The 24,823-nt window shown below is 72.3% G+C and carries 25 protein-coding genes; 12 read left to right on the top strand and 13 right to left on the bottom strand.

Features of this window, described 5'->3' with window-relative positions; translation table 11 throughout:
* Positions 1 to 29: 29 nt before the first annotated feature.
* Positions 30 to 365, top strand: a complete 336-nt coding sequence (locus OG435_RS02175; protein ID WP_323187770.1) for a hypothetical protein — start codon at positions 30 to 32, stop codon at positions 363 to 365.
* Positions 366 to 430: 65 nt separating this feature from the next.
* Here the strand turns inward: OG435_RS02175 and OG435_RS02170 are convergent, their stop codons facing one another.
* Genes OG435_RS02170 through OG435_RS02160 form a run of 3 tightly spaced genes read right to left on the bottom strand, consistent with a single transcriptional unit; the run spans position 431 to position 2,840 of the window.
* Positions 431 to 1,108, bottom strand: a complete 678-nt coding sequence (locus tag OG435_RS02170; protein WP_266874982.1) for a response regulator transcription factor — start codon at positions 1,106 to 1,108, stop codon at positions 431 to 433.
* Positions 1,105 to 2,295, bottom strand: a complete 1,191-nt coding sequence (locus tag OG435_RS02165) for a sensor histidine kinase (protein ID WP_266874981.1) — start codon at positions 2,293 to 2,295, stop codon at positions 1,105 to 1,107. The genes OG435_RS02170 and OG435_RS02165 overlap by 4 nt, the downstream gene beginning before the upstream one ends.
* Before the next feature lie 20 nt (positions 2,296 to 2,315).
* Complete coding sequence (locus tag OG435_RS02160) at positions 2,316 to 2,840, bottom strand: hypothetical protein (RefSeq protein ID WP_266874980.1); 525 nt, start codon at positions 2,838 to 2,840, stop codon at positions 2,316 to 2,318.
* Positions 2,841 to 3,047: 207 nt separating this feature from the next.
* On the opposite strand from OG435_RS02160, the gene OG435_RS02155 reads away from it, so the two are divergent.
* The 4 genes from OG435_RS02155 to OG435_RS02140 all read left to right on the top strand — a co-directional run bounded on the left by OG435_RS02155 (position 3,048) and on the right by OG435_RS02140 (position 7,044).
* Positions 3,048 to 3,650: a hypothetical protein gene (locus OG435_RS02155; protein ID WP_266874979.1), complete on the top strand. Its 603-nt coding sequence runs from the start codon at positions 3,048 to 3,050 to the stop codon at positions 3,648 to 3,650.
* A gap of 148 nt (positions 3,651 to 3,798) precedes the next feature.
* A complete protein-coding gene (locus OG435_RS02150; RefSeq protein ID WP_266874978.1) occupies positions 3,799 to 5,127 on the top strand; it encodes a ubiquinol-cytochrome c reductase iron-sulfur subunit in 1,329 nt (442 codons plus the stop codon).
* Positions 5,128 to 5,235: 108 nt separating this feature from the next.
* Complete coding sequence (locus OG435_RS02145) at positions 5,236 to 5,385, top strand: hypothetical protein (RefSeq protein WP_266874977.1); 150 nt, start codon at positions 5,236 to 5,238, stop codon at positions 5,383 to 5,385.
* Positions 5,386 to 5,607: 222 nt separating this feature from the next.
* Positions 5,608 to 7,044, top strand: coding sequence for a carotenoid oxygenase family protein (locus OG435_RS02140; protein ID WP_266874976.1), 1,437 nt, complete (start codon positions 5,608 to 5,610; stop codon positions 7,042 to 7,044).
* 32 nt (positions 7,045 to 7,076) lie between these two features.
* Here OG435_RS02140 and OG435_RS02135 read toward each other — a convergent pair whose 3' ends face one another.
* From OG435_RS02135 to OG435_RS02120, 4 genes are read right to left on the bottom strand one after another with little or no spacing between them, the layout of a single operon-like run.
* Complete coding sequence (locus tag OG435_RS02135; protein ID WP_266874975.1) at positions 7,077 to 7,682, bottom strand: response regulator transcription factor; 606 nt, start codon at positions 7,680 to 7,682, stop codon at positions 7,077 to 7,079.
* Positions 7,679 to 8,896: a sensor histidine kinase gene (locus OG435_RS02130; protein WP_266874974.1), complete on the bottom strand. Its 1,218-nt coding sequence runs from the start codon at positions 8,894 to 8,896 to the stop codon at positions 7,679 to 7,681. The genes OG435_RS02135 and OG435_RS02130 overlap by 4 nt, the downstream gene beginning before the upstream one ends.
* A 51-nt stretch (positions 8,897 to 8,947) precedes the next feature.
* Positions 8,948 to 9,664 (bottom strand): ABC transporter permease, encoded by a 717-nt coding sequence (locus OG435_RS02125; RefSeq protein WP_266881501.1) that lies wholly within the window; start codon positions 9,662 to 9,664, stop codon positions 8,948 to 8,950.
* Between the two features lie 2 nt (positions 9,665 to 9,666).
* Positions 9,667 to 10,632: an ABC transporter ATP-binding protein gene (locus tag OG435_RS02120; protein WP_266874973.1), complete on the bottom strand. Its 966-nt coding sequence runs from the start codon at positions 10,630 to 10,632 to the stop codon at positions 9,667 to 9,669.
* 134 nt (positions 10,633 to 10,766) lie between these two features.
* Here OG435_RS02120 and OG435_RS02115 point away from each other — a divergent pair, with 134 nt between their 5' ends.
* On the top strand, positions 10,767 to 11,921 hold the full coding sequence (locus tag OG435_RS02115) for a N(5)-(carboxyethyl)ornithine synthase (protein ID WP_266874972.1): 1,155 nt from the start codon (positions 10,767 to 10,769) through the stop codon (positions 11,919 to 11,921).
* A gap of 5 nt (positions 11,922 to 11,926) precedes the next feature.
* Here the strand turns inward: OG435_RS02115 and OG435_RS02110 are convergent, their stop codons facing one another.
* Together OG435_RS02110 and OG435_RS02105 are read right to left on the bottom strand one after the other, a co-directional pair.
* Positions 11,927 to 12,472 (bottom strand): hypothetical protein, encoded by a 546-nt coding sequence (locus tag OG435_RS02110; protein WP_266874971.1) that lies wholly within the window; start codon positions 12,470 to 12,472, stop codon positions 11,927 to 11,929.
* Positions 12,473 to 12,624: 152 nt separating this feature from the next.
* Positions 12,625 to 14,232, bottom strand: a complete 1,608-nt coding sequence (locus OG435_RS02105; RefSeq protein ID WP_266874970.1) for a phospholipase D-like domain-containing protein — start codon at positions 14,230 to 14,232, stop codon at positions 12,625 to 12,627.
* A 272-nt stretch (positions 14,233 to 14,504) separates the two neighbouring features.
* Here OG435_RS02105 and OG435_RS02100 point away from each other — a divergent pair, with 272 nt between their 5' ends.
* Positions 14,505 to 14,960 (top strand): NADP-dependent oxidoreductase, encoded by a 456-nt coding sequence (locus OG435_RS02100; protein WP_266874969.1) that lies wholly within the window; start codon positions 14,505 to 14,507, stop codon positions 14,958 to 14,960.
* A gap of 11 nt (positions 14,961 to 14,971) precedes the next feature.
* A complete protein-coding gene (locus OG435_RS02095) occupies positions 14,972 to 15,322 on the top strand; it encodes a zinc-binding dehydrogenase (protein WP_266874968.1) in 351 nt (116 codons plus the stop codon).
* 18 nt (positions 15,323 to 15,340) lie between these two features.
* On the opposite strand, the gene OG435_RS02090 is transcribed toward OG435_RS02095, so the two are convergent.
* Positions 15,341 to 15,796: an RpiB/LacA/LacB family sugar-phosphate isomerase gene (locus tag OG435_RS02090; RefSeq protein WP_266874967.1), complete on the bottom strand. Its 456-nt coding sequence runs from the start codon at positions 15,794 to 15,796 to the stop codon at positions 15,341 to 15,343.
* 117 nt (positions 15,797 to 15,913) lie between these two features.
* On the opposite strand from OG435_RS02090, the gene OG435_RS02085 reads away from it, so the two are divergent.
* The 3 genes from OG435_RS02085 (at position 15,914) to OG435_RS02075 (ending at position 18,136) form a co-directional block, all read left to right on the top strand.
* Positions 15,914 to 16,816, top strand: coding sequence for a hypothetical protein (locus OG435_RS02085; RefSeq protein ID WP_266874966.1), 903 nt, complete (start codon positions 15,914 to 15,916; stop codon positions 16,814 to 16,816).
* Between the two features lie 159 nt (positions 16,817 to 16,975).
* Positions 16,976 to 17,257: a hypothetical protein gene (locus tag OG435_RS02080; protein ID WP_266881500.1), complete on the top strand. Its 282-nt coding sequence runs from the start codon at positions 16,976 to 16,978 to the stop codon at positions 17,255 to 17,257.
* 267 nt (positions 17,258 to 17,524) lie between these two features.
* The gene (locus tag OG435_RS02075; protein ID WP_266874965.1) at positions 17,525 to 18,136 is read left to right on the top strand and encodes a hypothetical protein; all 612 of its coding nucleotides are present in this window, start codon (positions 17,525 to 17,527) and stop codon (positions 18,134 to 18,136) included.
* 65 nt (positions 18,137 to 18,201) lie between these two features.
* On the opposite strand, the gene OG435_RS02070 is transcribed toward OG435_RS02075, so the two are convergent.
* The gene (locus tag OG435_RS02070) at positions 18,202 to 18,987 is read right to left on the bottom strand and encodes an isocitrate lyase/PEP mutase family protein (RefSeq protein WP_266874964.1); all 786 of its coding nucleotides are present in this window, start codon (positions 18,985 to 18,987) and stop codon (positions 18,202 to 18,204) included.
* Positions 18,988 to 19,390: 403 nt separating this feature from the next.
* Here OG435_RS02070 and OG435_RS02065 point away from each other — a divergent pair, with 403 nt between their 5' ends.
* Positions 19,391 to 21,868, top strand: a complete 2,478-nt coding sequence (locus OG435_RS02065; RefSeq protein ID WP_266874963.1) for an MFS transporter — start codon at positions 19,391 to 19,393, stop codon at positions 21,866 to 21,868.
* A gap of 116 nt (positions 21,869 to 21,984) precedes the next feature.
* Here OG435_RS02065 and OG435_RS02060 read toward each other — a convergent pair whose 3' ends face one another.
* Both OG435_RS02060 and OG435_RS02055 read right to left on the bottom strand, forming a co-directional pair.
* On the bottom strand, positions 21,985 to 22,614 hold the full coding sequence (locus OG435_RS02060; protein ID WP_266874962.1) for a class I SAM-dependent methyltransferase: 630 nt from the start codon (positions 22,612 to 22,614) through the stop codon (positions 21,985 to 21,987).
* Positions 22,615 to 22,721: 107 nt separating this feature from the next.
* Positions 22,722 to 24,707, bottom strand: coding sequence for a discoidin domain-containing protein (locus OG435_RS02055; RefSeq protein WP_266874961.1), 1,986 nt, complete (start codon positions 24,705 to 24,707; stop codon positions 22,722 to 22,724).
* Between the last annotated feature and the right edge of the window lie 116 nt (positions 24,708 to 24,823).

Here is a 24,823-nt window from a genome sequence, read left to right as displayed (position 1 = left end):
GTCCGACCCCTATCGGAGGATCGCCCCTCATGACCACCCACCTGTCGGCAGAGCGTCCGTCCCCCGGCCACGGCGGCGGCCCGGAGTGGAGCTCGGTCGTGTTGACCGCGCACCTGAAGGCGGGTCCCGGCGGGGCGATGACCGACGAGGTCGGCGTGGTCACGGGCGATCTCACCGTGACGACCGAGGTCGGCCCGTACGACACCGTCCGGGTCCGGGTCCGGTACACCGGGGCGGAGGAGTGGTACACCCTGACCGGTAGCCCCGCCCCCCTCCCACCGCACGGCCTCGCCGCGTTCCACGAACGCGTCGTCGACGTGGTCAAGGCCGGGGGAGCGGCCGAAGTACCCAAGTCCAGTCCCTGACATCAGGCATGTCCCCGCGTCAGACCGCCCAGTGTCAGACCGCCCAGTGTCAGACCGGCCCCGTGTCAGGCCAGCCCCGCTTCGATGGCCCGCCGGACGGCCGCCGCCCGGTCCTGGATGCCGGCCTTGGCGAAGAGGTTGTTGATGTGGGTCTTCACCGTGGCCTCGCTGATGAAGAGCCTCTCGGCGATTCCCCGGTTGGGCAGGCCCTGGCCGATCAGCGCGAGGACTTCGCGTTCGCGGCGTGTCAGGTCCTCGGGCAGGGCCGATCCCGGCACGGGGGCATGCGTGGGCGCGGCCGTGTTCCTGACAGTGGCCAGCAGCCGGTCCTGTACTTCGCGGTCGAGTACGGACTGACCGGCGGCGGCCCGGATGGCGCGGGTGATGTCCTTGCGTCCCGCGTTCTTCGTCAGGTACCCGCGGGCTCCCGCGCCCAGTGCGCCCAGGATCGAGTCGTCATCGGCGAACGTGGTGAGCACGACCACCGCCACCTGCGGGTACTCCTCGCACAGCCGCCGGGTCGTCTCGATCCCGTCCATGACGGGCATCCTCAGGTCCATCAGTACGACGTCCACCGGCCCGGCGGCGACGGCCGCGAGCACCTCCGTCCCGTCCGCGGCGGCCGCCACGACGTCGATGTCCTCGGCCAGGCCCAGTACCGCGGCGAGCGGCTCCCGGACGGCGGCCTGGTCGTCGGCGACGATCACCCTCAGCCTGTGACGTTCCTCGGTCGGTTCGCTCATCCCGGGATCACTGCCTCCACGTGCCATCCGCCCCGGTCCGGCCCTTCGGTGACCGGGCCCGCGGTGACGGTTCCATTCAGTAGGGCGACGCGTTCGCGCATTCCGATCAGGCCCATCCCGCTGCCGGGCCCCGCGGTCGCGGGGCGGGTGCCGGGGCCGTTGTGGATCCTCAGCGTCGTCGATGCGGCGGCGAACCCCAGATCCACACCGACGGCGCCCCCCGGCGCGTGCCGGGCCGCGTTGGTCAGCGCCTCCTGGTCGATCCGCAGCAGGTTCTGGGTCACTCGGGTGGGGAGTTCACGGGCCGTACCGGTGACGGTGAGGCGGGCGTGGCGGCCCGAGGATTCGACCATCGCGGTCAAGCTCTCCACGAGCGGCAACGCGTCCTCGCGCAGCGCGTGTACGGTCCACTGCGCCTGCTTGAGGCTCTCCTGGACCAGGGCGTGGGCTTTGGCGTTGGCTTCCCGGACCTTCTCCAGGTCACCGGTGTCGATCAACGCGTCGGTCAGTTCCAGCTGCATGTTGATCCCGGCCAGCGAGTGCGCCAGTACGTCGTGCACGTCCCGGGCGATCCGGCCCCGTTCGCTGAGCACGGCCGTCCGCGCCTCGGCCCGGGCGGCGCGTTCGGCGGACTCGGACGCCGCGATCACCGCCAGGACCGCCTGACGCTGGCTGCGGTTGAGGATGCCGACCAGGACCGGGGCGCCGGTGGCCAGGCCGAGCAGCCACGGCAACGGCTGATGCCCCCCGAGATCGAGAGAGATGGCGCCGGCGCAGAGCACGCTGCAGAGTCCCGCGAGCGCCAGGGCCCACTTGGTCTCCAGCCGGTATCCGATGTGACCGGAAAGGAAGAACGCGAAGAGATAGCCCGAACCGCTGCTGCTGAGGCCGATCAGGGCGGCCGCGGCGATGACACCGCCGGTCAGCCAGACGGGGGCGAACCGCCGGGTCGCCGCGTTCTCGGGCAGACCCCGGCCCAACAGGGCGGCCGCGCTGACCACGAAGAGTACGGCGACGGCCAGCCCCCGGCCGCTGAAGCCCATGGGCCGGATCGTCACGGCTCCGACGACCACGACCGCCAAGGTCAGTGCCCACCGGACCCTGGGGTCCTGTCCGGGAACCGGACGCGCCTCCGCCTCCGGGGACGGTGCCGTTCCCGGAGGCGGAGGGGTCTTCGTCGGGGGCATGCGCAGAACATACTGCACGGTCACACCGTACGGTTGAGCACGGGCGCGGGGCGGGCCACGGCGAGGCTGCGGCTCCGGATGAAGATCGTCGCCAGCCGCGTGACCACTTCGGTGAGGGCCATCAGTACGAACGCCGCCACCCAGGCCTTGTCACTGGTGATCTGGTGCGCGGCGCTGAACCGGGCGACATCGGCGGCGCCGCCACCGTGCTCGACCCACAGCTGGAAGCCCATCCGCGCTCCCATGCCCACGACCCACAGGACCGCCGCCACCGCACCGGCCTTGATCAGGACGTGCTCCCCGACGGTACGGACCCGGGTGTAGACGCCACCCGCGATGCCGAGCGCGGCGCCCACGGAGACCAGGACCGCGATCAGCACCAGGTCATTGCCGGCGGTGGGGATGGTGTCCAGGTAGGAGTAGGCCACGAAGGCCACGATGCCCAGCGGGATCAGGAAGGACCTGAGGTCGAGGCGGCCTTCCCGAAGCTGCCGGAAGACGATGAGGAGGAGGGCGATGTCGGTGATCCACTCGGTCGTTGTCATGCCCTCAAGCCTGCTGCGCGGCGGCTCGCGACGCCTGGACCCAGGGGTGGAGAGGAGGGTGGAGTTCGAAGGCTCCCCTCTCTCCTCCCCGGGGGGGGGGAGCCCTGGCACCCGGGCCCACCCGGGGAATCCGCCACGAAGGGTCCCGGGGCCGGTTCGGCAACCGGGCGCGGGGTCCGCGGCGTCCCACTACCGGGGGTGGTGGGGATGGAGGGGACGGAAGCCCGGACCGGCTCGCGCACTGCCGGTGCGGTGTTCGTGGTGATCGCGGCGTCCGTGGTGTACGGCTGGGCCTGGTGGTGCCTGGCGGGAGCGTCCGCGCCGTCGATGACGGTCGCCGTCGCCGTTGGCGCGGTCATGCTCGTGGCCGCCTGGGTCGGGTATCTCAAGCTGGTCGGGGGCAGTGCCGGTGTCTTCGGGGCGATCTTCCTGGTCCTGGGACTGCTGACGCTGGTGGCGCTGGCGGATCGGACGGCGGTGCGCGGGGCGGTCGCCGACTGCGTGGTCTCCGAGGTCCACGAGAAGACTCAGAGTTCCTCGGGGGAGGGCGGCCCTCCGCCCAGGACGGTCTACCGCCACGTACTGAGCTGCCCCGACGGCTACCCGGACGAGCTCAAGGACGACCGTCGCCTGGCACCCCAGGGCGGACGGATCCAGGTCGCCTACGACCCGGGCCGCAGGGTCTCACCGCAAGTGCGGAGATCCGGGACGCCGTGGGCACCGCTGCTGCTCGCGCTGGGCTTGCTGGGCGGCTCAGGGGCCCTGGCCCGTCGCCGGCCCGCCCCGCAGGAGGGGCCGCCGGGGCGCTGACCATCCGCCGCCCCGCAATCGGCCTCCGATTTATCCAAGACGCTCCGGCCGGTGTGAACGCAGGATGGTCGGTCCGGGCGTTGCCCGGACAGAGGACGGGGCGTGTGCCCCGTACCGCAGCTGCACACCGTCGCCCGGGGGCCTGCCGATGTACCGACCGCTCGCTCTGCTCCTGGCGTTCTACCTGTGCGTGGCGGGAGTCTGTGCCGTGGCCACCACTCCCTGGTCGGGCGGCGCCGGTCCGGCTCCGTCGTCGGCGGCGGCCTTGGTGACGCCCGGGCCGCCGACCCGGTCGGGCGCCGCACCTTCCACCACGTCGCCTTCAACTGCCCCCACCGTTCCGGCGGTATGGACACGGAGCACCCTGCGCAACTACCTGGTCGCCGAGGCCATCGAGAAGGATCCGGGAGTCGCACTCGCCGACCTGGAACGGATCACCGTCAAGTCCCCCTATGCGAACGCCTTCTGTCACCCCATCGCCCACGACCTCGGACGCTCCGCGCTGACGAAGTACCACGGAGACTTCACCAAGGCGGTGAACTTCCTCAACGACGTCTGCGGCTCCGGCTACCTGCACGGGGTGGTGGAGGAGAAACTGCAGGAGATGCCGAATCCGGTCACTGCCGTCACCACCCTGTGCGGCCCCGAGCAGACCAGGTCCTGCATCCATGGCGTAGGCCACGGCACGATGTTCGTGTCGCACCTGGACGTCGCGGCCGCCGAGAAGATGTGCGACCGCTTCCCCAAGGCCTACCAGGTGACGGCGTGCTCCGAGGGCATCTTCATGCAGCTGTTCGAGCCGGACGAGGGCGACCCCACCGCTCTGGCCAAGCTCCCGGTCGACAAGCTGGCCGACGAGCCCCTGGGCAATGACCTGATCTACCTGGTGGCCTGGCTGCCGCTGATGCTCGTAGGGACGCCCCACCTCTCCCTGGACGCGCTGACGGCCCGCCGCGGCCGCCCGACGGCCGGCGCCGCGGGCGCCCGTCTCCACGTCCGCCGCCACCTCCTGCTGGACGGTGCCATCGCCACCCTGGCCGTCGCCGGAGCGACCCTGCTGACCGGAGCGGCGGCGGCCCGCAGCCGCCCGCGCACCAGCGCGGCGCCGACAGACGCCCCCGCTCCCGCCCCCGCGCCCTCGGCCTCCGCCGGGCCCTCGGGCCCCGGGTTCGCCGCCGCGTCGGTTCCGGTGGGCGGTGCGCTACGGGTCTCCGCGCCGGGGAGCGGAGACCCGGTCTACGTGCAGCAGCCGAAACCGGGGGAGTACACCGCCCTGTCCGGGCTCTGCACCCACTCGGGCTGCACCGTGAACCCGCCCAAGGACGGCCGCTTCCTCTGCCCCTGCCACAACTCCTCCTTCGACGCCGCCACCGGCGCCGTCCTGCAGGGTCCGGCCACCCAGGCCCTGGCCCGGTTCGGCATCACCCGCACCGGTGACCAGTTGCGCCTGCAGCCGGGCGAGGATCCCACGGACTGAGCCGGGCCGTTCGCACCCGGAGCCGTATCGTCCGGCACGGGGCTCGACGTACCGTCGAGCGGGGCCGCCCTGCCGGGGGCCCGCACCCGCATCCCTGGAGCGAAACACATGCGCAACCGACGCATCTCCCTGGTCCTGCTCGCACTTGCCGCGGTCGGCATCCTCGCCGGATCCGCCGCGTACCTCGGCTCCTCCGGCACGGCGCAGTCCTCGACGACCGTGGTCGCGATGAACAAGGCGGAACTCGTCAGCGGCTGATCAGCCCTCCCGGCCCGGGCCGGAGCGGGAGAACACGCTCCGGCCCGGCCTCCGCGGCGTTGCGGCTGCCGAGGCGGTTGACTCAGCCCGGCCGCCGACTCGGTCCCTACGGTCCGGCCCCCGGCCGGCCGGGGGCCGGACGGCTGGCACCGGACCGGCCACCGCGTTTCACTGGGAAGTACCGGTAAGACCGAAGTCGGCCAGTACGCCCCGGGAGGTCACGTGAACACGCACACGCCGCCGCGCTTCGACCCCACCCGGGTTCCCCACCTGCTGGGCGCATTCGCGCCGGTCAGCGAGGAGGTGGACGTCGCCGACCTCGAAGTGACCGGTGAGATCCCGTCGGCGCTGGACGGGCTGTACCTGCGCAACGGCCCCAATCCGCGTTTCACCCCGATCGGCTCGTACCTATACCCCATCGACGGGGACGGCATGCTCCACGGGGTCTGGCTCTCGCAGGGGCGCGCCCGCTACCGCAACCGCTTCGTACGCACCCACGCGCTCCTGGCCGAGGAACGGGCCGGCCGGGCCCTGTGGGGCGGCCTGGAGTCGATGATCATGCCGGACGCCGACCAGGTCGGGCCCGAACTGGCGGGCACTTTCAGGGACATGCCCGATATCAACGTCGTACGGCACGGCGGCCGGCTCCTGGCCCTCGCCGAGTCCGCGTGCCCGTACCGGATCGGCGCCGGCCTGGAGACGCTCGGCCGGGAAGACTTCGGTGGCGCCCTGCCGGTGGGCATCACGGCCCACCCCAAGATCGATCCGGTCACCGGCGAGATGGTCGTCTTCTGTTACGGCCTGGAGGCGCCGTACCTGACCTGGTCGGTCATCGGCCGCGACGGCGCGGTCACGCGCGGTCCCACACCGGTCGGCGGAGTGGACGAGCCGATGATGATCCACGACATGGCCCTGACCGAGCGCTACGCGGTCATCGTCCTCGCGCCCGCCTTCTTCGACCTCCCCGCCGCCATGGCGGGCGGCTCGTTCCTCGCCTGGCGGCCCGAGCGCGGGACCCGCGTGGTCCTCGTCCCGCGCGACGGCGGGCCGCCGCGCTGGGCCGCCGACGAGGCGTTCTGGCTCTGGCACACCGTGAACGCGTACGACGACGGGCCCGGCCCGGATGCCCCGGTGGTCCTGGACTACGTGCAGTGGAGCCGGCTGACCGTCGGCTCAGAACCGGAGCCCGGTGCGACCCCCGCGAGCGGCGGACTCGTACGGGCACGCATCGACCCGGTGGCGGGCACCATGGTCCGGACCCTGCTGGACGACGCCCGGGTCGAGTTCCCCCGCATCGACGACCGGCGCATCGGCCGGCGCCACCGCTACGCCGCACTGGCCACCGAGACCGGCCGGACGGACCTGCTGCCCGGCGAGTACGACGCCGTGCGGTTCCACGACACCGAGACCGGTACCGCCCGCGTCTGGGATGCCGGGGACCTGTCCGTCGGGGAGCCGGTCTTCGCACCGGTGCCGGGGCGGGACTCCGAGGAGGAGGGCTACTGGCTGACGTTCGCCACCGACCGCACCGACGGGTCCGCGTGGTTCCTGGTCGTCCCGGCCCAGGACCCCGCCTCGGGCCCCGTGGCCCGCGCCCCCATTCCCGTCCGGGTCCCGCTCGGCCTGCACGGCTGCTGGCTCCCGACGGCCGGTGGCTGAAGCCGCCACAGGCCGGAGCTTGACGACAGGCCCTAGAGCCAGCCCTGGCGGCGCGCGGCGCGGACGGCCTCCATGCGGTTGCGGGTTCCGGTCTTGCCGATCGCCGAGGACAGGTAGTTGCGTACGGTCGACTCCGACAGGTGGATCCTCGCCGCGATGTCGGCGACGGTGGCACCGTCCACGGAGGCGCTGAGCACGTCCACCTCTCGCGGGGTCAGTGGGTTCGGGCCCGCGCTGAGGGCCGCGGCCGCGAGCGCGGGGTCGATCACGGTCTCCCCGGCGAGCACGCGGCGTACCGCCTCGGCCAGTTCCTCGACCGGCCCGTCCTTCACCAGGAAGCCGGCCGCCCCCGCGTCCATCGCCCGGCGCAGATAGCCGGGCCGGCCGAAGGTGGTCAGGATCAGCACCCGGCAGCCGGGGCACTCGCGGCGCAGGTCCGCCGCCGCGTCGAGCCCGCTGCGGCCCGGGAGTTCGATGTCGAGCAGGGCCACGTCGGGCCGGGTCGCCAGGGCGGCGGGCACGATCTCGTCCCCGGCTCCGACCTGCGCCACGACCTCGATGTCCTCCTCCAGCCCGAGCAGCAGGGCCAGGGCGCCGCGCATCATGCCCTGGTCCTCGGCCAGCAGGAGCCTGATCATCGGCCCTCCCCTTCCAGTTCGGCCACCGGTCGTACGGAGTCCTCGTCCACCGGGAGTTCGGCGGTGACCCGGAAGCCCCGGCCGCCCGGGGCCGGGCCGCTGCCCAGGGTGCCGCCGGCCGCGGCGAGCCGTTCGGCGAGTCCTTTCAGACCGCTGCCCGCCGGACCACCGCCGGGCGGACCACCACTCTTCGGATCACCACTCTTCGGACCATCGTCCGGCGGGTCCGAGCCTACGCCTGCGCCCCCGTCGTCCGTGATCACCAGCCGGACCCGCTCCGCCGCGCCCCGCACCTCGATCTCGCAGCGGGTCGCACCGCTGTGCCGGATCGCGTTGGTCACGGACTCGCGCACCACCCACCCGAGCAGCGCCGCCGTCCGCGCGGGCAGCGGCGGTCCCGACTGCCGTACGACGGGCTCGATTCCGGCGGCGGTCAGTACGCCCCGGGCCCGGTCGAGCTCGCCGGCCAGGCTCGCCTCGCGGTAGCCGGTGACGGCCTCCCGGATCTCGACCAGGGCCTGGCGCCCGACGGACTCGATGTCCGCGACCTGGGCGAGGGCAGCGTCAAGGTCGCGGGGCGCGAGCCGGCGGGCCGCCTCCGACTTCACGACGATCACCGACAGGGTGTGGCCGAGCAGATCGTGCAGGTCCCGGGAGAAGCGCAGCCGCTCCTGTTCCACCGCCGCCCGGGCCAGCTCCTGCCGGGTCTCGCGCAGTTCCCGTACGGTCTCCGACAGGGCGAGGATGGCCGCGGTGACCATGCCGGACAGGAAGGTCCCGTAAACGACGCCGACCGCTCCCCAGCCGTCGTGGTACACGGCGATCGCCCCGCCCACGGCGCTGAGTCCGATGACGGCCACCCCGAGCGTCCGGCCCCGGAGCACGGCTCCGGTGGCGAGGCCCAGCAGGGGGAAGAAGGTGAGCCAGCTGCCGCCGTAGCCGAGGGCGAGTCCGCAGGTGACCAGACCCATGACGACCAGGCACCAACGGGTGCTCGCGGCCTCCCGCGACCGCTTGTGGAAGGCGCGGAACACCACGCTGATGTACAGGGAGTTGAAGATCAGCAGGCCGGCGCCGCCGATCACCGGGTTCGGCGTCCTGCCCTGCAGGATGTTGGAGAAGGCCCCCATGCCCAGCAGGAGCCAGGGCAGCAGGGTGAGCCCGCCGGACACCCCGATCGGTCCGGACCCGCGCCGCTCGCGCTTGTTCCCCATCTCCGTGCCCCGTTCCGTGCACCGTTCCGCTCCGCGGACCGCGCCCATCGCCTACACCGTCCTCGCGGACCGACGGTACGAGAGGACCGCGTAGGAACCGAACAGCAGCGCCCAGGCCGCGATCACCGCCACCGCCGCGGCGGCGGGAGCCGCGCCGGCGGCGAGGGACTGCCCGATCTCCGCGAAGCGGTGGGTGGGGGTGAGGGCGGAGAGGGAGCGCAGCCAGTGCGGGAACAGCTCGACCGGGAACCAGAGGCCGCCGACGATGGACAGCAGCAGGTTGCAGGCCACGTTGGCGAGGCCGGTGGTCTGGGCGGTGAGGCGGTAGCCGTTGCCCATGCCGAGCAGGGTGAACGGCAAGGCACCGAGCCAGAGCGCGAGGGCGACGGCCGCCCACTGCCAGGCGTCCAGACGGACCCCGTTGACGAGCGCGCCCGCCGCGAGCACGGCGGCGATGGCGGGCAGCACGACCACCGAACCGGTCAGCGCCCGGCCAGCCACCACCTGGCGCGGGGTCATCGGGGTGACCCGCAGCTGGCGCAGCCAGCCGGCGCCCTTGTCCTCCGCGATGCCCGTGCCGGTCGACAGGGCCGCGCCCAGGGCCCCGTAGGCAGCCATGGCGACCATGGAGGCGGTCTTCCACTCGGCGGCGTCGGTCCCGAGGTTGGTGAAGAGGAGGTACATCACCACCGGCATGCCGATGCCGAAGACGACGAATCCGGTGTCGCGCAGGGCGCGGCGGACTTCGAGGCGGACGTACGCCGTCACGATCATCGGACACGCTCCGCGGGGGTGGCTTCGGCGTCGGCCTCGCAGCTGGTCAGGGCGAGGAAGGCGTCTTCGAGGGAGGCGCCGGTGACCTCCAGTCCACGAACGTCGCCCCGGTGCACGAGGGCGACGACGGTGGCGTCAGGGTCGCTCGTACGCAGCCTCGCGCGCTCCCCGCGCACCTCTACGGCGATCACCCCCGGCAGCCCGGCCAGCTCCCCGGTGGAGCGGCCGGCCAGGTCGAGGGCGACCACGGAGCCGCCGGCGGCGCGCCGGAGCCCGTCACCGGTGTCGTCGGCGACCAGGCGGCCCCGGTCCAGGACCAGGATGCGGTCGGCGTGGGCGTCGGCCTCCTCCAGGTAGTGCGTGGAGAACAGGACGGTGTTGCCGCGCCGGGCGTAGGCCCGCATGGACTCCCAGAAGGCGCGCCGGGCCTCGACGTCGAGGGCGGCGGTCGGCTCGTCGAGGACGAGCAGCTCGGGGTTGCCCGCGAGGGCGACGGCGAAGCGGACCCGCTGGGCCTGACCGCCGGAGAGCCGGTCGGCGCGGCGGCCGGCGACCTCCGTGAGCCCGGCCAGGCCGAGGGCCTCGGCGACGGGCATCGGGGCGGGATAGGTCCGGGCGACGAAGCCGACGAGCTCCCGCACGGTGAGCCGTGGCACGGGGCGCCCCTCCTGGAGCATCGCGCCGACCCGGCCGGCCCGTACAGCCCGCTCGGGACGGTCCCCGAAGAGGCGCACGCCGCCCGCGTCGGGCTCGTTCAGCCCGAGCAGCAGGCTGATGGCGGTGGACTTCCCGGCGCCGTTGCGGCCGAGCAGGGCGACGGTCTCGCCGCGCCGGATGTCGAGGTCGAGCTCGGCCACGGCCCGTACGGTCCCGAAGGACTTGGCTACGTGCCGGAACCGCACCGCGGCCGTCGCCTCTTCCCCCTGCCCTGCCCCCGCCGTCTTGAGCGTCGTCTGCGTCATGTCCAAAACGCTACGGAGGGACCCGGGGCAGGCGGAAGAGCCGCGTGTACGGACCCGGACCGTACAAATGTCACCGCCGGCGAGATCCCCTCGGCTCCGGCGTGTGTTAGACAGGTAACAATCAAAGGGGCATTTTGCAGCAGCTCAAGCTCGGAATCATGTCGCAGACACGCAAAGAGAACGAGTACCGTCTGCCGATCCACCCAGCACACTTCGAACGCATCGATGCCGACCTCCAGCCCAGCATCTACCTGCAGACCGGCTACGGCGAACACTTCGGTGTCTCGGACGAACAGCTCGCTCCATGGGTCGCCGGTTTCCGCTCGCGCGAGGACCTGATCACGGAGTGCGACGTCATCCTGCTGGCCAAACCGCTGCACGAAGACCTCGCGGACCTGCGGGACGGGCAGGTGCTGTGGGGGTGGCCGCACTGCGTGCAGGACGAGAAGGTCACGCAGGCCGCCATCGACCGCAAGCTCACGGTGATCGCCTTCGAGGCGATGAACCACTGGACCCGGGACGGCGGATTCAGCCTGCACGTCTTCCACAAGAACAACGAACTGGCCGGCTACTCGTCGGTGCTCCACGCCATGCAGCTGACCGGGGCGACCGGTGACTACGGGCGGCGCCGGCGTGCGGTGGTGATCGGCTTCGGCGCCACCGCCCGCGGCGCGGTAACCGCGCTCAGCGCGCTGGGCGTTCACGATGTGGACGTGCTGACCGCGCGCGGCATCGCCGCCGTCAGCTCACCGATCCACTCGGCACGGATCGTGCACTTCGACCACGACGTCGCCGACGACACCCTCGACCCGCGGCGCAGCATCGTGGTCACGGAGGACGGCCCGGAGCCGCTGGCCGACTTCCTCGCCGGGCACGACATCATCGTCAACTGCGTGCTGCAGGACACGGCGGCGCCGCTGATGTTCCTGATAGAGGAGGACCTGTCGAAGCTCCTGCCCGGCACCCTCGTCATCGACGTCTCCTGCGACGAGGGCATGGGTTTCGCCTGGGCCCGGCCCACCACCTTCACCGCGCCGATGTTCACCGTCGGTGACCAGGTCCACTACTACGCCGTGGATCACAGCCCCTCCTACCTGTGGGACGCGGCCACCTGGGAGAACAGCGAGGCGCTGATTCCCTTCCTGCGGTCGGTCCTGGAAGGGCCGGCCGGCTGGGACGACGACCACACCATTCGCCGAGCGATCGAGATCCGCGGCGGCACCGTCCAGAACCCCGCGGTCCTGGCCTTCCAGCAGCGAGCCGCGGAGTACCCGCACGCGCTGCTCTGATCCGCTCAGAGGATTGCCCGGCCGATCGAGACGAGGAAACCGATCCCTGCACCCAGCACGATGACGACCACCAGCCCGGCCAGACCGGCGAACAGATAGCCGTCAGGCTCGGGCGGGTGGCCGTTGCGGCGGCGTACGCAGGCGGCTAGATAAGCCGTGAGAGTGAGGAAGGGCACGAGCAACAGGCCGGTGGCGGTGCCGTAGTTGAAGACGGCGAGTCCGGAGAACTCGTAGGCGCGCCCCCTCGCCGTCCGGACCGGCACGGCCGATCCGGGACGGTACTCCTCGGCGGCCGTGTCGAGGAGCATCGCCCGGGCGGGTTCGCCCGCGCGGCGCGGGGTGTAGTGGCCGGTGCAGTCGGTACCGGTTGCGTAGCCCTCCTCATCGGTGGCCTCGTGGCATTCCTGGACCACGACGACCCCGTCCACCGGCCCGACGCCGAGCACGGCTCCCAGCTGCGGGCCGGGCAGCACCCACACCAGCCACCCGGCGACCGTCAGCACCACCAGAACCCCGAGCCCGGCCGCGGCCCGCACGAAGCCAGTCCGCACGCCTCCCCCTCTCCCCGGCTGCCCGATACCCCGCACGGGGCGTGGATAACGCGCAGGGGCTCTCCTCCTCGCCGGGGCACACGCCCTGCCGTGGGGGTGATGGTTCCTCCGTCACCATCGAAGGTGACGGCCACGCCGTGGGACGGGGGGAGTCAGTCCTGGCAGAGGCCGCGGGTGTGGTCGTACGTCGCGGTGGTCCGGGAGTAGCGCCACTGCGGGTCCAGCAGGTCGCTCTTGAGCTGCGCGGCCGCGGCCGGGCTCTCGATGACGTAGCCGAAGTCCTGCAGCCAGGAGGGGTAGAGGTTCTTGGAGCCGATGTAGAAGGCCGCGTCGTCGACCGAGACGAGCTTGTGGTGCTGGGCGTACGGCTTGCCGTCGGCCCAGGTCGGCGCGTCGGAGGCCCGGAACGTGGCCAACTGGAGGTTCTCGCACAGGGCTGTCCGTGCCCGGGCGCCGTCACCTGTCAGGGCCGTCACCCGGCCGCGCAGGGCGTCGCTCACTTCGGAGAGGGACTTGATCTGTGAGTAGCCGCCGCTGCCGATCGTGCCGCGGTTCGCCGGATCGCTCACGACGATGCGGACCTTCACGCCGGAGACGAGCTTCGCGGCGAGGGCGTCGTAGAGGCGTACGTCGTAGCGGGGGAGCGGCGGGCAGGTGGCGTGCACGTCCTGCTGGGAGATCTCGATGTGCGAGTTCGCGCTGGAGACCAGGGCGCGCAGGGCACTCTCCTCCGGGTTGACGGTGTCGTAGTCCCGGTCGGCGTTGGTGTAGTCGTGCAGGCCGATACCGCACTTGGTGTCACCGGCCGTCGGCAGGACCGGGCGGAACGGGGAGGCGGGGTCCTTCTGACGGATGCCCACGCCGAGTCCGCCGACGGCGAGCGCGGGCACGTCGCCCCCGCCCTGCGGCGAGGCGGGCCGGGGCAGGGAGGGCATGCAGTCCGCGCCGGGTGAGGCGGCGAACCAGACCGCGCTCCAGCTGGCCTTGTTCCGGCAGGTCCAGTCCCACAGGGAGTCGAGGTAGCGGCCGGCCGAGCCCGCCGCGGGCCCGGAGAGCGCGAGGTCGACGTCATTCACCGGGTGGGTGGTGTCCAGGTAGTCGTCGTTCCAGCTGTTGATGCCACCGGTGATGACCGAACTGCCGTCCACCACCACGAGCTTGGAGTGGTTCCAGGAGAAGGCGGTCTTCGAGGTGGTCATCGAGGCCACGTTGAGGGTGATGCCGCTCGCGGCGGCGGGGCCCAGCCGCGCGAGCAGTTCGTCCCGGTAGGACGACGGGATCACGGTGGAGTGGTAGAGGGGTGCGGCGCCCACCAGGACGCGCACCTTCAGCCGGTTGCCCTTCCGGACCGATTCCCTCAGGCCGTCGACGATCGCCTCCTGGTAACCCCCGTTGGGGAAGGGCGCCAGTGTCGATATGTCCACCGTCTGCCGGGCGTCGGCGATGTCCTGGCGCATCTTCTGCAGAAGACGGCGCGATCCGGGCCGGTCGGCGCACGTGGCGTCGCCCCAGCAGCCGGGCGTCTGGAGCAGCCAGTCGGCGCCCCCGGGCTCGGACGAGCCGAGCCGGTTGCCGGAAGTGCGTTCCCAGATGGAGCCCTCCAGGCCCGGCGAGACCTGACGCAAGGTCTGCTCGACGGAGTCCAGGTGTGGTGTGGGCGCGTCCGCGGCGGACGCGGGGGAGGCGGTGGCGAGGAGGGAGAGGGTGAGTGCGAGGGCGGATGTGGAGACGAGGGAGGTCGTCCGGGCGATGCGTGCCAATGTGGTTCCTTGAGCGAGACGGGTGGGGTGGCTCGGGCCGGGAGCGCGGCCGGCCACGGCCGCAAACATGATCAACTCGCGCAAGTTACCAGCTGGTACGCATCTGTCCCTCGACCTCGGGCGAGTTCCGGCCACCGGGAGTCAGGGGACCGGGAACACGCCCGCAGCCTGTGCGAGGCAGCGGTGCCCCGCCGCATCCGGAAGCGGGCGGTGGACCACCCCTTCCTTCGCCGGGCCCCGGCGAGGTCCTGGTGCGTGTACGCGCCACCGGCATGAACCCTGCGGACTGGAAGGTCCGCATCGGCAAGGTGGACTTCTTCGGCCCGACGCCGTTCGTCCTCGGCCACGAGTTCAGCGGCACCGTGGAGGCCATCGGCGCGGGCGTGACCGGCGTCGCCCCGGGTGATGAGGTCTACGGCTGGACCGTCCCGCCGCGGGGCAGCCACGGCGACCACGTGGTCGTGACCGAAGACCGGATCGCGCCCAGGCCGCGCACCCTCGACCACGTCGGCTCCGCCGCGCTGCCGATCTCCGGCTTCACCGCCTACCAGGCCTTATTCACCCTCTCCGAGGTGCGGCCCGGCCAGCGGGTGCTGATCCACGGCGCGGCCGGCGGCGTCGGCCACCTCGCCGTGCAGATCGCCAAGGCCCGGGGTGCGTACGTCATCGGAACGGCCCGCGCCGCCAAGCACGACGACCTGCGCGCGGACTCGGCGCCGACGAGCTGATCGACTACACGGTGGAAGACTTCTCGGCCCTGCGCGGCATCGACGCCGTGCTGGACACCATCAGCAGCGACTACGGCCCGCGCTCCCTGCCCACCATCAACCCGGGCGGCATCCTGGTCGACGTCGTCGGCGTCGGAGTGGACCGTACCGAGGTGACCACCCGAGCCGCCGAACTCGGGGTGCGATGCGTGGAGTTCTTCCTGGAACCCACCCCCGCCGTACTCACCGCCTTCGCCGAACTCGTCGACACCCACGGCATACGCCCCACGTTCTCCGAGACGCTCCCGCTCGCCGAGGCGGCGAAGGCTCATGAGCTCAGTGAAACCGGCCGGGTCCAGGGCGAGATCGTCCTCGTGCCGTAGCCCTTGCCCCGCCTCTCCTCAGGATGCGGTTCCGGTGTCGTCGAGCCGCTCGACGCGCGCCACGTTGTCCCGGTCCTCGGGGTCCGTGCTCGCCTCGGCGGCGAACCAGGCGTCGAGGATCTCCTTGAGGAGCGGTTCGGAGGTCAGGCGCAGGCTGAGGGCCAGTACGTTGGCGTCGTTCCAGCGGCGCGCACCGTCCGCGGTGTAGGCGTCGGTGCACAGGGCCGCGCGTACGCCGGGCACCTTGTTCGCGGCGATCGACGCGCCCGTACCGGTCCAGCAGCACACGACGGCCTGATCGGCGTTCCCGGCGGCGACCTCGCGGGCCGCCACCTGCGAGCAGACGGCCCACTGTGGATCGTCGCCGGGGCTCAGCGCCCCGTAAGCCACCACATGATGTCCGCGGTCGCGCAGCTGCTTGAGGAGGGCGCGCGCCACGGGCTCGTCCATGTCCGAGGAAACGCAGATCCGCATGCCCCGAGACTAGCCGCTCGACGAACAGGCACCGCGGATGGTGACGGCACCGCCCGCCGACGCGCGGTGTCCGGCAAGGTGCCGGACGGGCTGCCGGGTGAGCGGGAGACTTCGGTCATGGACGTGGAGTCGGTGGCAGCGGAGTTGTACGGGCTCAGACCCTCGGAGTTCACCGCGGCCCGGAACGCGCGGGTGGCGAAGGCGCGGAAGGCCGGCGACAAGGGCCTCGCCAAGGCGATCGGCGCGTTGCGCAGGCCGACGGTCGCGGCGTGGACAGCCGGTCTCCTGGCCCGTCGGCGGCCCGAGGAGGCGCACGGGCTGGTCCAGCTCGGCGAGGCGCTCCGTACGGCGCACCGGACGCTGGACGCAGGACAGCTGCGGAAGCTGTCGCACGATCAGCACGTGGTGATCGGCGAGCTCGCGCGCACGGCGCGCACCCTGGCCGACGAGGCGGGGCAGGCGGTGAGCGAGTCGGTGCAGCGTGAGGTCGAGCAGATCCTCCACGCGGTGCTCGCCGATGCCGGTGTCGCCGCGCAGTGGGAGGCGGGCCGTCTCGCGACGACCCCGGACCTGGAGTCGGGGTTCGCCGGTCTCGAACCGCAGCCGGGCGCCGCACCGCCACGATCGATGCAGCCGCCACCCGCCGGATCCCCGACGGGCCACCGGCCCCCTCCGGCACCGGCACCGGCACCGGACGCGGATGCCGATGCGGACGCGGCGACTGCACGGGCACGCCGAGAGCGTGTGGAGGCGGCCGAGGGGGAGTTGGCCGAGGCTCGGGCGGAGGTGGAGCGTCTGGAGGCGGGCCAGGCGGCCGCGCTGGAGCTGGTGGAGCGTGCACGCGCGGCGGTTGAAGCGGCCGAGGAAGGCGTACAGGCCGCGACGAGGCAGTTGGAGGCGGCACGTGCGGCGAAGGCGGATGCCGTCGCCGGCCGGCGGGAGGCCGGACGCGCGGCTGCGAAGGCGCGCACGCGCGTGAAGGCTGCGGCCCGGAAGGTCGAGAGGCTCACGAGCTCCTGAGCCGAGCGGAGCCGAGGGGGAGCCGAGGGGAAGGGGCAGACTGAGTGGGGCGCAGGCGCCGAGGCCGGTGGCACGCGCCGGCGACGTACAGGGGGCGGGCGTACGGGAAGCCCTGGCGGAGAAGGCGAAGCTGATCGAAATCTTGGAGACGTGACCCTCATGACCAACCAGCAGTCGGATCGGCTGACCTCTCACGTGAAGGCGGGTCCCGGCGGAGCGATGACGGACGAGGTCGGTGTCATCACCGGCGACGTCAGCGTGACGACCCAGGCCGGCCCGGACGGCACCGCTCAGGTCCGCATCCAGTACACCGGCGCGGACGAGTCGTACACGCTCGCCGGTAGTCCGGTCCCGCTCCCACCCGGTGGTCTCGCCGCGTTCCACGAGCGCGTCCTCGACGCCGTCACGGCAGGCGGCGCTGCCGAAGTCCCCCGTCCCTGACCGCTTCCGGCGCACCACCCCCGCGGCCGGCCGTCGCGAAGCTCCACCCGCGCAGATCACCGGACGCCGGCGTCGCCCCGCAGCTGCGCGCCACGGCAGCCGCGTGCCGACGTACTCCTGCTGGGGAACCTGAACCACACCGGCTCCGGGTACGTGAGTTGTTCGTGGATTCGGGACCGGCCGCCGGTAGGGCTGCGGCATCGTCGTACACGGGCGCCGCCGGCCGGTGGCACCGAGCATCGTGGGACAGCCAGCTGGAGGAGTGCCATGGGCGAGGGCAGACGTGAGACATGGACCACGGAAGAGTTCGGCTCCTCCCATGCGGGAGCGGTCGGAGTGCTCCTGGCCGACGGCACTGTTCCGGACCCGGTCCACTTCGGCAGCGCCTCGGGCTCGGGAGGGCAGGCCGTCTCCCAGTGGAGCGTCTACGACGGCCACTGGACGCACGTCCCGCGGGCGGCCGCGCTGCGCGCGGTGTGTTCCTGCGGCTGGGTCGGCCCCGAGCACCGTCTGGACTGGGAGGCGATCGGCGAGCAGGACCTGGACGACGGCGGGGAGGACCAGGCGGACGCCTGCCTCAAGGACTGGGACGAACACACGGAGCAGGTGGAGGCGACCACCGTCCCTCTGCCGGAGACGGTCACCACGTTGCTGGAGCGCCTGGAGGAGGAGATCGACAAACTGGCCAAGACCTCCCCGGTCGCGGCGGTGCGGGCGGCCCGCCGGCTGGAGGTCACCGCGGGGCGGGTCGGCTACTGGGCGGCCCGGGGCACCGCCAACGACCTCGACACCGGTCAGGCCGCGGCCGCCCTCGGGCTCGACGAGGACGCTGCACGGAAGCTCATGGCCCGCTTCGGGGGCTGGAGCCCTTACCGCTGACCAGGCCGGCCGACCGGGCGGCCTGCCCGGGCCGACGCGTCGTGCGGCACGGAGCAGCGCAATGGTCAGTGGGGCTCCGGCGGGCGGCTGAGCGCGTCGACTTCCGCGTAGCCGGGGATCCCGGTCGGCAAGTCGCCTCCGTCGCGGATCGCGAGCGCCGTGCCGACGGCGGCATGCAGGGATGCGCGAAACAGCAGGGAGCCGGTGCTGACGCGGCGCACGCCCAGGTCCGCGAGGCGTCGAAGGCCCAGCGCAGGCTCGTACAACACGTTGACGGGGAGCGGCAGGGCAGCGGTCACCGTGGCGATGTGCTCCTCCTCGGCCATGCCGGGTACGAAGATCCCGTCGGCGCCGGCGTCCGCGTACCGCTTCGCGCGCTCGAGCGTCGCGGACAACGGGGCGTCGACTCCCAACCAGTACGGGTCCGTCCGGGCGTTGACGAAGACTCCGGGCGCGCGACGCTTCACCGCCCGGATCAGCTCCGACTGGGTCCCGGGGTCGGCGAGGCGGTCGCCGCGCCCGTCCTCGATGTTGATCCCGGCCACCCCCATGCCGGCCAGCTCGGACACGAGGTCGCCCACCGCTCCCGGGTCGGAGGCGAACCCGGCCTCGATGTCGATGGTGACCGGACACGGCAGCCGGACCAGCCGTCCGGCCAGCGCGAGGGTTTCCGTACGGGCCAGTCCGGCGGCGTCCGGAAGACCGTTGCCCGCGGCAACGCCGAGGCTGGTCGTACCCACGGCGGCGAAACCGGCGGCGGCGAGCGCCGCGCCCGACGCGAAGTCCCAGGCGTTGGGCAGGAGCAGCAGCGGTCGGTCGGTGTGGTGCAGAGCGTGGAACGAGGGACTCAACAGACCTTCTCCTCAACTGGACCGGCGGCGACCGCGTGCACGGTCCGGGTGGAAGGACCGCGAGGCCACGGTCCAAGGCCTATCACCTGCGACGCCGCCCACGCACCGCAGTTGCCGCGAGACCGGCTCCTGCAACCAGCCCGCGACGTCCAGTCGAATTCATCCACCGGCAGCTCCCGGCTGTCGACGCGGGCGTGGCTCCGCGGCTGCGGGCCGGTGCGGCCCCTCACCGGATCGGGTGGTTCTCCGTGCCGGCCGATCGTTCGCGGCACCCCGTCCCACCGGCACGTATGCCCGTCGGGCGGGTCCAGGACGTCAATCCGCGCGTTTGCCACAGTTGTTGCCGAATGCGAGAAAAGGGCGGCGCAGGCGAGATTGCCTGAGGCAACGAGGGGAGCAGTACGTGGGCGGTATCACTCTGGTGACGGACGAACAGGCCGCCACGCGGCCGGCTCCGGTCCGCTTCGAGAAGGGGAGCGGTCCCGAGCAGGGAGGCCGGGACGTCGCGAGCGGGCCGCCGTCCTCCGCCTCAGTGGGCACGGCGCCCGAGGAGTTCAGCCCGCGCCGGGTCCGGCTGGTGTTCTTCGGGCTGATGCTCGCGCTGATGCTCGCCGCGCTGGAACAGATGATCGTCGCCACGGCGCTGCCGAAGATCGTCGGGGAACTCCAGGGCCTGGACCGGATGTCGTGGGCCATCACGGCCTATCTGCTCACCTCCACCATCGGGCTGCCGCTCTACGGCAAGCTCGGCGACCTCTTCGGACGCAAGAGCGTCTTCCAGTTCGCCATCGTGGTCTTCATCATCGGTTCCGCGCTGGCCGGCTGGTCGCGCACCATGAACGAGCTCATCGCCTTCCGCGCGGTCCAGGGCATCGGAGCCGGCGGGCTCATGATCGGTGTGCAGGCGATCATCGCGGACATCGTGCCGCCCCGGCAGCGCGGCCGCTTCATGGGGCTGATCGGCGCGGCCTTCGGCCTCGCGTCCGTCGCCGGACCGCTGCTCGGCGGCTTCTTCACCGACCACGCGTCGTGGCGCTGGTGCTTCTACATCAACGTCCCGTTCGGGCTGATCACCATGGCCGTCATCGCCGTCGTGCTGAAGCTCCCCAAGCCCGCGGTCAGGCCCCGGCTCGACGTGATCGGCGCCGTACTCCTCGCCGCGGCCTCGACCTGCCTGGTGCTGCTGACCAGCTGGGGCGGCACCGAGTACGCGTGGGACTCGCGGATGATCCTGGGGCTCGCCGTCGGCGCTGCCGGAACGTCCCTGCTCTTCGTGGTCGCCGAGCACCACGCGGCCGAGCCGATCATTCCGCTGCGGCTGTTCCGCGACCCGGTCTTCACGGTCACCGGTCTGGTCGGGGCCGTCGTCGGCATCGCGCTCTTCGGCGCCGCCAGCTATCTGCCGACCTACCTCCAGATGGTCGAGGGCGCCACCGCCACCGAGTCCGGGCTTCTGATGCTCCCGATGATGGGCGGGGTCGTCGTCGCCTCCATCGGCTCCGGCCAGCTGATCAGCAGGACCGGCCGGTACAAGGTCTACCCGGTCCTCGGCGGGGCGCTGTCCACCCTCGGCATGTGGCTGCTGTCCCGGCTGGAGACCGGCACCACCCAGCTCACCTACAGCCTGTGGATGGCCGTCCTCGGCATCGGCATCGGGCTGGTGCTGCCGGTGCTGGTCCTCGCCGTGCAGAACTCCGTGCGCCCCACCGACCTCGGCACCGCCACCAGCGCCAACAACTACTTCCGGCAGATGGGCGGCAGCATCGGCGCCGCCGTCTTCGGCACGGTCTTCGCCGGCCGGCTGACCGACGCCCTCGCCGACCGGCTGCCCGTCGCCGCCGGGCTCCCGGACCCCTCCGCCATCACCCCGCAACTGGTGCACTCCCTGCCGCCGGCCGTCCGGGACGCGTACATCGCGGCCTACGCCGAGGCGATGCCGCGGATCTTCCTCTACCTCGTGCCGGTGCTCGTCCTCGGCCTGCTCATCGCCTGCTTCCTCAAGGAGAAACCGCTGGTGTCCCACAACGCCCCCGCAGCCGATTCCCCGCTCTCCGAGGCCCTCCCGCAACCGCTCCCCGGCGAGGTCCCGGCCGCACGGACCTCGACCGACGCCTCCCAGCAGGGGGGACTACCGGTCCGCGGAACCGTCCAGCACCCCGACGGCAGTACGGTCCCCAGCGCCGCCCTGACCCTGATCGACGTGAGCGGCCATCAAGTCGGCCGGGGCGCCAGCGGAGCCGACGGACGCTACGCCCTGAGCGTGCGCGGCCCCGGTTCGTACGTCCTGATCGCGGCGGCCGCCGGCCATCAGCCGCAGGCCGTCAGCGTGACCGTGGGCGAGCGGCCGGTCGAGCTCGACGTGGTGCTCGGCGGGGCCGGGCGGCTGGCCGGCGCCGTCCTCACGCCCGACGGCACCCCGGTCCGCGACGCGGCCGTCACCCTCACCGACATCCGGGGCGAGGTGGTCGCCTCCACCCGGACCGGCCCGGAGGGCACGTACGTCATCTCGGAGCTGGTGGCGGGGGAGTACACCCTGGCCGCGAGCGCCCCGGCGTTCCGGCCGGCCGCACTGCCGGTGAGCGTGCAGGCCTCCCGCGAGACCCGCCAGGACGTGGAACTCGCGGGTGGCGCGGTCCTGCGCGGCACCGTGCGCGCCGGCGCGGGAAGGCCGGTCGAGGACGCCAGGGTCACCCTGCTCGACGCGGCCGGCAACGTGGTGGACACCCTGACCACCGGTCCGGACGGGACCTTCCGCTTCATCGACCTGCCGTCGGGCGAGTACACGGTCATCGCGGCGGGCTATCCGCCGGTGGCGACGGTCCTACGGGTCGCGGGCGGCGGGCGCACCGAGCGGGACCTACGGCTCGGACACGAAGACTGACGAACAGACAGGAAGCGGGCCGCTTCCCGTACCGCGGGGCCGAGGTCACCTGTCGGAAGACGTAGGCCCGGGATGACGCCTCCAGGTCGTGCCGGGCCGCCGGGCCGCCGGGGCGGTCACGCGGGTCGTGTCGCGTAGCAGAAGAAGTGCTCCTCGGGCCCCGCGAGGGGGTCCGCGGGTACGAAGGACGACGTGTGGTGGTGGAGCACTTCGAGGCCGGCCGCCGTCAGCTGCCGCAGGTGCTGGTCCGCGGACAGGCTGCTGACGGTCACCGGATGGCCCATCCACTCGATGTCCAGCCCCCTGATGTCTCCCGGGACCGTGGCCAGCACGAGGTAACCGCCCGGCGCGATCCAGGACGCCATCCGGTCGAGGGCCGCCGAGATGTCCGACTGGTCCATGACCAGGAGCGGGAAGAAGGAGCACACGGCGTCGAAGCCGACCGCCTCGGGTACGTACGTGCGCACGTCGGCCTGCTCGAACCGCGCCCCCGGAACCCGGACACGGGCCGTCTCGACCATGGCCGCCGAAACATCGATCCCGGTCACGGCATGCCCGGCACGGACGAGCACCTCGGCCGTCGGCCGGCCCGTGCCGCTGCCCACGTCCAGCACCCGGGCCCCGGCGGGCAGCCGCCCCACGAGCCAGTCCAGGGCCTCCGACTGCTCGGGCACGGAGCCGAACAGGTCCTCGTACCGCTCACCCAGCGCGTCGAACACCTCGGCCGCGCTCCTGCGTCGGGTCATGTCCCCTCCTCGTGTCGGCTGTTGTCACGCTACCGGCCACCACGGCCCGACGCCCCCGCTCTCCCCTTTTGTGCCTGCCGCCGGGGGCGCCGGGGACCGCCCGGTGATCAGGCGCCGTACACCCGGAACCCGGCGACCTGGCCGGCGGGCCAGCCCGTGTTGGACGTGAAGACGAGCCGCAGGTGGCGGGCCGCCGTGCCGGCGGGGAGGGCCAGGGTGGCGGTGTTCCCGGTGGACGGGTCGAAAGTGCGGGCCGAGGGGCCGAGCAGTTGGCTGAAGGAGGCGCCGTCGGCGCTGCCCTGGACGGCGACGGTCTGGGTACGGGTGGCCCATGCGGTGGCCGGAGGGAGGGTGAGGACGATGCGGCGGACACCGACGGAGTTGCCCAGGTCCACCTGGAGCCATTGGGGGAAGGCGTTGTTGGTGCTCTCCCAGTACGTGTTCGCCTGCCCGTCCACGGCGTTGCCCGATCCGTACACCTGGGTGTGGCTGCTCTCGGCGGTCGGCCGGTTCAGGGCCAGGTCGACGGTGGGGGAGCCGTCGGCCGCGGTGGTCGGGGTCACCTGCCCGGACGGCTGGGAGACGGAGCCTGCCGCGTCGAGGGCCTGCACGTCGAAGGTGTAGGACGTCGAGGCGGTGAGCCCGGTCACCGTGAACGTGGTGGTGTTCCCGGGGGCCGTGCCGACCGGGGTGGCGCCGGCGCCGGTGATCCGGCGGATCCGGTAGCCCGTCACGCCGATGTCGTCGGTGGACGCGGTCCAGGCCAGCGTCACGGTGGTGTCGGTCACGGCGGTCGCGCGCAGGTTGCCGGGGGGCGTCGGCGGGGCCGTGTCCCCGCCGACGACCGGCGGGGTCGGGCGGACGGCGGTGAGGGGGATCTGCCCCTTCAGCATCCGGGCGCCGTCGCCCGTCAGCCGCAGGTAGTAGTCGGACGAGCAGGCGGTCCCGTCCTCGTCGAGGGCCGCGAGGCCCGATCCGGTGGGCACCCACAGCTGGGACTCAGCGGTCTTGGCGATCTGGTTGCCCTCGTTGTACTCGTCGAACATGGAGATGTACGCACTCGGGACCCCGGCCCGGCCCATGTTGTAGAACTGCCGCCACATGAAGTCGCCGTGGGCGCGCTGCCGCTCGGTCACCCCGCCGGGCAGGACGCACGGCTGGTAGTCGATGCCGTGCGCGGCGCATTCGGCGAGGTCGGGCACGGTCGCGACGTTGTAGAAGTTGTCGGCGTCCCCGGCGTTGCCGATCCGGCCGACCATCCACGGCGAGAGCATGTCGAAGGCGTGGTAGACCCCGGAGAAGCCGGGACGCGAATCCCGGTCTCCCGTCCGCCACCAGGTCGGCACGCCGCCGATGACGTAACAGCCTTGCTGTTTGAACCAGTTGAGGACATCCAGGCAGGCATCCGGGGCGAACGGGCGCTGGTTGTCGTTGAAGCCGAAGCCCCAGATGCACACCACGGGCTTGCCGTTCTGCCGGGCGTACGCGGGCGAGCCGGTGTGGGCACGCATCTTGTTCACCCAGTCGGCCTTGATGTCCGCCTGCATGGAGGTCCAGTCGGAAACGTCGTACATCACGTAGAACTTGACGCCCTGGGACTGGGCCGCGCCGCGCACCTTCGCCGCCATCGCGTCGCGGGTCGGCCCCTCACCCCCGGTGGGGTTGAAGCGCTGGAGCGCGGCGGTGTCGATGCCGTACTCCTTCATCCAGCGGAAATGCACATCGACGGTCGACTGGTCGTAGGAGGAGAACAGCGAGGCGGGCTGTCCGTTGCCCAGGTTCCCGAAGGCCGTGCGGTAGGTGGTCGGATAGTCGCGGACATCGGGCCACGCCACGATGGCCCTGTTCGAGGTGGACGGTGTCTGGCCCCAGTTCTGGGCCCAGTGCCACCAGCCGTTGATCGGGGCGCCGTCGCCGGCGCACGCGAACCAGCCCTGGTATCCCACGGTGACCTTGCCGACGACGTCGCCGGGCGCGCTCGCCGCGCGTGCGCCGTCGGCGAGCGCGGTCCGGGAGGCTCCGACGACTCCCACAGCTCCGGTGACCCCGGCGGCGGTGACGGCCTGCAGAACCGTACGACGCGTGACAACCATCTGGATCTCCTCCGACTGCTCATCGCATCCGCTGCCGCGGGGGCTTGACGCGGGAGAGCGTAGGGAGCTGCGCACGGAGGTGCAATAGAGAAGCATCGATCCGCAAAAAAGAAGAA

Origin of the sequence: Streptomyces sp. NBC_01264 (assembly GCF_026340675.1) — a bacterium.
Taxonomy (GTDB): Bacteria; Actinomycetota; Actinomycetes; order Streptomycetales; family Streptomycetaceae; genus Streptomyces.
The sequence above is the reverse complement of the archived record's forward strand: the minus strand, read 5'-3'. Positions and strand labels throughout refer to the sequence as shown.

Bases quoted from the DNA above. Each gene is read 5' to 3' on its own strand.
- OG435_RS02175 (WP_323187770.1), top strand. From the start codon at position 30: ATGACCACCCACCTGTCGGCAGAGCGTCCGTCCCCCGGCCACGGCGGC.
- OG435_RS02170 (WP_266874982.1), bottom strand. From the start codon at position 1,108: ATGAGCGAACCGACCGAGGAACGTCACAGGCTGAGGGTGATCGTCGCC.
- OG435_RS02165 (WP_266874981.1), bottom strand. From the start codon at position 2,295: ATGCCCCCGACGAAGACCCCTCCGCCTCCGGGAACGGCACCGTCCCCG.
- OG435_RS02160 (WP_266874980.1), bottom strand. From the start codon at position 2,840: ATGACAACGACCGAGTGGATCACCGACATCGCCCTCCTCCTCATCGTC.
- OG435_RS02155 (WP_266874979.1), top strand. From the start codon at position 3,048: ATGGAGGGGACGGAAGCCCGGACCGGCTCGCGCACTGCCGGTGCGGTG.
- OG435_RS02150 (WP_266874978.1), top strand. From the start codon at position 3,799: ATGTACCGACCGCTCGCTCTGCTCCTGGCGTTCTACCTGTGCGTGGCG.
- OG435_RS02145 (WP_266874977.1), top strand. From the start codon at position 5,236: ATGCGCAACCGACGCATCTCCCTGGTCCTGCTCGCACTTGCCGCGGTC.
- OG435_RS02135 (WP_266874975.1), bottom strand. From the start codon at position 7,682: ATGATCAGGCTCCTGCTGGCCGAGGACCAGGGCATGATGCGCGGCGCC.
- OG435_RS02130 (WP_266874974.1), bottom strand. From the start codon at position 8,896: ATGGGGAACAAGCGCGAGCGGCGCGGGTCCGGACCGATCGGGGTGTCC.
- OG435_RS02120 (WP_266874973.1), bottom strand. From the start codon at position 10,632: ATGACGCAGACGACGCTCAAGACGGCGGGGGCAGGGCAGGGGGAAGAG.
- OG435_RS02100 (WP_266874969.1), top strand. From the start codon at position 14,505: ATGAACCCTGCGGACTGGAAGGTCCGCATCGGCAAGGTGGACTTCTTC.
- OG435_RS02090 (WP_266874967.1), bottom strand. From the start codon at position 15,796: ATGCGGATCTGCGTTTCCTCGGACATGGACGAGCCCGTGGCGCGCGCC.
- OG435_RS02085 (WP_266874966.1), top strand. From the start codon at position 15,914: ATGGACGTGGAGTCGGTGGCAGCGGAGTTGTACGGGCTCAGACCCTCG.
- OG435_RS02080 (WP_266881500.1), top strand. From the start codon at position 16,976: ATGACCAACCAGCAGTCGGATCGGCTGACCTCTCACGTGAAGGCGGGT.
- OG435_RS02075 (WP_266874965.1), top strand. From the start codon at position 17,525: ATGGGCGAGGGCAGACGTGAGACATGGACCACGGAAGAGTTCGGCTCC.
- OG435_RS02060 (WP_266874962.1), bottom strand. From the start codon at position 22,614: ATGACCCGACGCAGGAGCGCGGCCGAGGTGTTCGACGCGCTGGGTGAG.
- OG435_RS02055 (WP_266874961.1), bottom strand. From the start codon at position 24,707: ATGGTTGTCACGCGTCGTACGGTTCTGCAGGCCGTCACCGCCGCCGGG.